We start from the raw sequence: 4,843 nt of genomic DNA, 5'->3' as shown, positions 1-4,843 counted from the left end.
ATATTAAATAAAAGAATCATAATTTATAAAGTAAGAGTTTTGTCAATTCTCTTTAATAGGATTGAATACCTGATGCAACCTGTTTATATTTCGCCACCTCATCAAAAGACCCTTAATCGTTTTAGTGGAAGAAGTATGAAAATCAAACAGTTAAAAGTAGCCGTTGCCGTTACTCTAGGAATCACTACATTAACAGGGTGTATGGGGCAAATGGGTGTCAGCCAAGTGGTGACAAAAGGCAACCTGATGGCGGTTGATAACCGTTACGGTCGCGCAGGGTTATTTGTTCTATTAGCGCCTATCTACGGCATAGCATCAATTGCGGATCTGTTTATATTTAACTCGATTGAATTTTGGACGGGTAAAAATGTGATCACTGGAAAATCCCCAGCCGTTGTCGATGCCCCTGTTGACTCAATTTTTAAAGTAAACAACAAATTAGACAAAAGCTTAACGACTGTTCCGGTGCAAGTGAATAATAGTGATATTCAAAGTGCTAGATTTGAACAAATCGATGACAACACATTAGCCATGAATATTGTCTATTTGAATGGAGTCAATCAAACAATACGCGGACAAAAAGATGAAGAATGGGTCCATTTTTATCTTGAGGATACATTGATCACCACGGTGTCTGTTAAAGAGTTAGAAGATTACGTGGCTCAAACAAAAGCATCACGGTCGTAACACAGTGAGCAGATGGTTTTCCATCTGCTTTTTTTTACCATTTGATGTAGAGTAGAAATGTCATCATTATTTCTAAAGGAGTAGCTCTATGCCGGCAACGTTATCTCAAATCAATCTCTTTCCTGTAAAGTCAGCACAGGGCATCGTTCTTACATCCACTGAAGTAGAGTGTACTGGTGTTCGCTTTGATCGACAATTTATGATCTCGCTAATGGACGGCACGATGGTTACAGCGAGAAGTTTTCCTCAACTTGTCCACATCAAGCCAACATTACACTCTGAAAGTCTATCCCTTCAATTTCAGCAACAGACCCCAATAGAGATCCACTACAATCAAATTCAAAAAGTGACCTTCAGTAGTGAAGTTTGGGGTGATAAGTTTGAGGCCTTCCGAACCAGCGAAGAAGCAGATAGATGGGTAAGTGAGGTTGTGGGTAAGCCTGCTGTTTTATTATACATAGGAGAGGAATCAGTTCGCTTTTCTCAAAAAGCCCAGCAAAAAGTGAGTTTTGCCGATGCATTCCCACTGTTGCTTATTTCCGAAGCATCACTGGATGACTTAAATGAACGTTCTACTGGGCAACATACCATGGATCAATTTCGGACTAACTTAGTTGTGTCAGGGACTGCTGCATTTGAGGAGGATAAATGGAAAACGATTCAAATCGGAGAGGTGGTATTTGATATTAATTGCCCTTGCAGCCGATGTGTGTTGACTACTGTTGATCCTAAAACTGCAGAGTTCCATCCCCAAAAAGAGCCCTTATCAACCTTATCGACGTATCGCTCTAATGAGCAGGGAAATGTCTTTTTTGGCCAAAATCTAATCGCGCGCAATGAAGGTGTTATCCGTCAGGGAGATGATATCATTGTTATCGAAACGCAAAAGCCAATACAATATCTGATTAAAGAACGCCCTTTACATAATGAATTGCAGAAAGATATTGTTAATGACATAGAAAAAACAGTGTCAATTAGTATCAATGGACACCTTTTTACAGGTAATGATCAACACACTATTCTGGAACAGGCTGAAGAAGAGGGCATCTCTTTACCTTATAGCTGTCGTTCTGGGTTCTGTGGTGCATGTAAAATAATGAAGGAGAGTGGGGAGATTTCAGATACCCCAATGGATGCACTTTTAGAGAGTGAAATAGAAGAAGGGTATATTCTTGCGTGCTGTGCCAAACCGACTACAGATATCGAGTTGGTTAATTAATAACAACTTACTATCTAGAAAAAAGGAGACGTAAGTCTCCTTTTTTGTCGCAGATTATTTTTTTCCATGCATGCTTTGTTTGTCTGCTTCTGTTAATTCACGAATTTTTCTACTAATGTCGCGGCGAACTTTCGAAATCTCTGCGCTTTTTATAATGTGGTCGTCAACGCGATCTTCATAATCCGCTTTCATGTTGTTTACGATAGCAAGTACTTCGTCAGTACTCATTTGGGGATTAATGTAGTCAAGAAGGTTCTCAAGAAGCGTGACACGTTTTTGATTATCACGAATCTTCTTCTGGTTGTCTTGAAGCTCACGTTTTAACTTATTCTTTCTGCGCGCTTGGTTTACAATTTCGAATACGTTTTTCATTTATGACCCCAATTTCGATAATTTATAATTCCTTAAGGGATTAAAGCATAAGAGAGAGTTGCAAAAAAGTGTTTTGATCAACAACATACTTAATTGATCGAAAAAAGTCAGGTTAAGCTGATTTCACCTCAACATTTTTTGCGGCATCTTCCTTATCGCGGGTAATCAGTTTTAGCTCTTCTGTGGGTGTCGCTTCACGGTTTTCACCTATCAGTAACCCGCCTTTTTCAATGGTAAGCTGTTTGGTTTCTAAAATACCACGAAATTGCCCTTTAGGCTGGATATTGACTTCAGGGCTCGAGCAATGGCCTTCGACTAAGCCATTAATAATGACTAAATTAGCATACACATCACCTTTCACTCTACCAGTAGGGGTGATAAACACTTGTTGATTGGTTTTGATTGTACCTTCGAAGTAGCCATCAATCTGGATGTTTTGCTCAGACTCGATGTTACCGTTAACTCGGCAACCTTTTGCGATGATAGATAAAGTCGTTGAGCTGGCTGAACTGCCGCTATTGTTGAACATTCCCATGGAAGGCCTCTGTACTATTGTAAAAGTGAACGTGATTTTGAAAAAAGAACAAAAAAATGAGATCTTAATGTTAGAGGATTATATGATAGATAACACAATTAATAACTCGGCTTTTCCTGTAATGGGAAAGATATCACGGATATTCTGAAATATTGCGTAGAGTTATTAGCAATTAGATACGCCCATCTCATCAGCGAAAGAGACTTGATATGACCATTCAATTAAGTGCCACAGAATCTAGAGTTATTGGTTGTTTGTTAGAAAAAGAGATTACAACTCCTGAGCAATACCCATTGACCCTAAATGCATTAACTACTGCCTGCAATCAAAAAAGCAATCGCGACCCCGTTTTACAACTGAGCGAAGCAGAGGTACAAGATTCAATTCAGCAACTGAGCCAACGTCATTTGATTAGTGAACTCTTTTTAGGGAGCAGTCGAGTAGCAAAATATCAGCATCGATTCTGTAATACTGAATTTGGTAATTTACAACTATCCGAACAGGAGTTAGCCATTGTTTGTGTGTTGTTACTAAGAGGTGAGCAAACACCAGGGGAGCTTAGAACCCGAACAAATCGTTTGTGCAGCTTTACGAGTGTTACTGAAACTGAAGCGGTGATGACACAGTTAGAGCAGCGAGGATTACTTGTTAAGTTATCCCGAGAGCCTGGTAAAAGAGAGAATCGTTATGCTCATCTCTTCTTAGACAGAGAGCTGGCAATTCAGACAGCTCAAGTAGAGCAAGAAAAAGAGAGAGCAGATTATTCAAGAATTGAGGCATTGGAACAAGAGGTAGCCTTACTTAGGAGTGAACTAGAAGCGTTGAAATCATTGTTGGATACTATCCGTTAACATGCAAGAAAATAAGCCGTGGTTTGTTTATCTCATTCGAACTGATATAGGTCACTTGTATTGTGGTATTACTACCGATTTAGAACGTCGGCTGCATGTTCATCAAAGTGGAAAAGGGGCAAAGTACTTAAAGGGTAAAGGGCCTCTCTTGCTCGTTTGGAGTGAGACGCTGCACGATAAAAGCCAAGCATTAAAGGTAGAAGTACGAATTAAGAGATTATCAAAGACAAAAAAAGAGCAGCTCATTGTTGATAAGCTGCTTTTTAAAGATATTATTGCAATGATCTAAGCTTTAGATTTCGTCATAGATGGTTGGAATGGCTTTACGCTTATGTTGTGTTGCTTTATAGATGGCCACAATTCTATCACTTACTGTTGACTCAACGGGTCTTCCCTCAAGAAAATCGTCAATTTGCTCATAGCTAAGATTTAGAGCCTCTTCATCTGCTTTCTGAGGAGAAAGCTCTTCTAAATCAGCTGTGGGTACTTTACAAACTAGAGAAGTCGGTGCACCTAATTCGGCAGCTAACTGTCGGACTTGACGTTTATTTAAACCAAATAGTGGCGCTAAATCACAGGCACCATCACCGAATTTGGTGTAGAAACCAGTGAGGTTTTCAGCTGAATGATCAGTACCAATAACCAATCCTCCTAAATAGCCCGCAATCTCATACTGAGCTACCATACGGGCTCTGGCCTTTACATTCCCTTTAACAAAATCAATTTTTTCTGCAGCGACGGGTAAAAGGGATGCTGAGTGTAATGCTTCAGTGGCACTTGCGTGAAGGCCATCAACGCCGGCTTTTATATTCACGGTCACTGAGTGGGTTGGTTGGATAAAAGAGAGCGCCAATTGAGCTTCTTCTTCATCTTTTTGCTCACCATAGGGGAGGCGAACAGCAATAAATTGATATGGGTTATCATTGTTCTGGTGGTTTAAGCTATCAACAGCTAGTTGAGCAAGTCGACCACAAGTTGTTGAATCAACGCCACCACTAATACCCAGAACCAAATTGGTACAACCCGACTGTAGTAATCTATTTTTGATAAAATTAATACGACGTTCAATCTCGAACTCAGGGTTAATCGTTGCTAAAACGCGCATTTCAGAGCGGATAGTGTGTTCCATTTTATTGTACCTATTGTCCAAATGTTTATTCGAGTTATGATACCTAATAA

Annotated in this window: 7 protein-coding genes; 4 read left to right on the top strand and 3 right to left on the bottom strand. The window is 39.8% G+C overall.

The features are described 5' to 3' along the window. Window positions 1–135 precede the first annotated feature (135 nt). Both L4C32_RS20270 and L4C32_RS20265 read left to right on the top strand, forming a co-directional pair. Window positions 136–687, top strand: a complete 552-nt coding sequence (locus L4C32_RS20270) for a DUF3332 domain-containing protein (protein WP_428198702.1) — start codon at window positions 136–138, stop codon at window positions 685–687. 88 nt (window positions 688–775) lie between these two features. After that, complete coding sequence (locus L4C32_RS20265; RefSeq protein WP_428198701.1) at window positions 776–1,906, top strand: YcbX family protein; 1,131 nt, start codon at window positions 776–778, stop codon at window positions 1,904–1,906. Window positions 1,907–1,960: 54 nt separating this feature from the next. Here L4C32_RS20265 and L4C32_RS20260 read toward each other — a convergent pair whose 3' ends face one another. Together L4C32_RS20260 and L4C32_RS20255 are read right to left on the bottom strand one after the other, a co-directional pair. Further along, the gene (locus L4C32_RS20260; RefSeq protein WP_428198700.1) at window positions 1,961–2,278 is read right to left on the bottom strand and encodes a DUF496 family protein; all 318 of its coding nucleotides are present in this window, start codon (window positions 2,276–2,278) and stop codon (window positions 1,961–1,963) included. Between the two features lie 112 nt (window positions 2,279–2,390). Next, on the bottom strand, window positions 2,391–2,813 hold the full coding sequence (locus tag L4C32_RS20255) for a bactofilin family protein (RefSeq protein ID WP_428198699.1): 423 nt from the start codon (window positions 2,811–2,813) through the stop codon (window positions 2,391–2,393). 209 nt (window positions 2,814–3,022) lie between these two features. Between L4C32_RS20255 and L4C32_RS20250 the strand changes: the two genes are divergently transcribed. Further along, window positions 3,023–3,664 carry a YceH family protein gene (locus L4C32_RS20250; RefSeq protein WP_428198698.1) on the top strand — a complete coding sequence of 214 codons (642 nt, stop codon included), beginning with the start codon at window positions 3,023–3,025 and terminating at the stop codon, window positions 3,662–3,664. A gap of 1 nt (window position 3,665) precedes the next feature. Next, on the top strand, window positions 3,666–3,953 hold the full coding sequence (locus L4C32_RS20245) for a GIY-YIG nuclease family protein (protein ID WP_428198697.1): 288 nt from the start codon (window positions 3,666–3,668) through the stop codon (window positions 3,951–3,953). Window positions 3,954–3,956: 3 nt separating this feature from the next. On the opposite strand, the gene nadE is transcribed toward L4C32_RS20245, so the two are convergent. Beyond that, window positions 3,957–4,793 carry an NAD(+) synthase gene (gene nadE, locus L4C32_RS20240; RefSeq protein WP_428198696.1) on the bottom strand — a complete coding sequence of 279 codons (837 nt, stop codon included), beginning with the start codon at window positions 4,791–4,793 and terminating at the stop codon, window positions 3,957–3,959. Window positions 4,794–4,843: the final 50 nt, after the last annotated feature.

Source organism: Aliivibrio kagoshimensis (assembly GCF_050337105.1).
Taxonomy (GTDB): Bacteria; Pseudomonadota; Gammaproteobacteria; order Enterobacterales; family Vibrionaceae; genus Aliivibrio_A; species Aliivibrio_A kagoshimensis.
The sequence above is the reverse complement of the archived record's forward strand: the minus strand, read 5'-3'. Positions and strand labels throughout refer to the sequence as shown.

What these genes read in the sequence shown, in the direction of transcription:
- L4C32_RS20270 (WP_428198702.1), top strand. Translation starts at nt 136, where the DNA reads ATGAAAATCAAACAGTTAAAAGTAGCCGTTGCCGTTACTCTAGGAATC.
- L4C32_RS20265 (WP_428198701.1), top strand. Translation starts at nt 776, where the DNA reads ATGCCGGCAACGTTATCTCAAATCAATCTCTTTCCTGTAAAGTCAGCA.
- L4C32_RS20260 (WP_428198700.1), bottom strand. Translation starts at nt 2,278, where the DNA reads ATGAAAAACGTATTCGAAATTGTAAACCAAGCGCGCAGAAAGAATAAG.
- L4C32_RS20255 (WP_428198699.1), bottom strand. Translation starts at nt 2,813, where the DNA reads ATGGGAATGTTCAACAATAGCGGCAGTTCAGCCAGCTCAACGACTTTA.
- L4C32_RS20250 (WP_428198698.1), top strand. Translation starts at nt 3,023, where the DNA reads ATGACCATTCAATTAAGTGCCACAGAATCTAGAGTTATTGGTTGTTTG.
- L4C32_RS20245 (WP_428198697.1), top strand. Translation starts at nt 3,666, where the DNA reads ATGCAAGAAAATAAGCCGTGGTTTGTTTATCTCATTCGAACTGATATA.
- nadE (WP_428198696.1), bottom strand. Translation starts at nt 4,793, where the DNA reads ATGGAACACACTATCCGCTCTGAAATGCGCGTTTTAGCAACGATTAAC.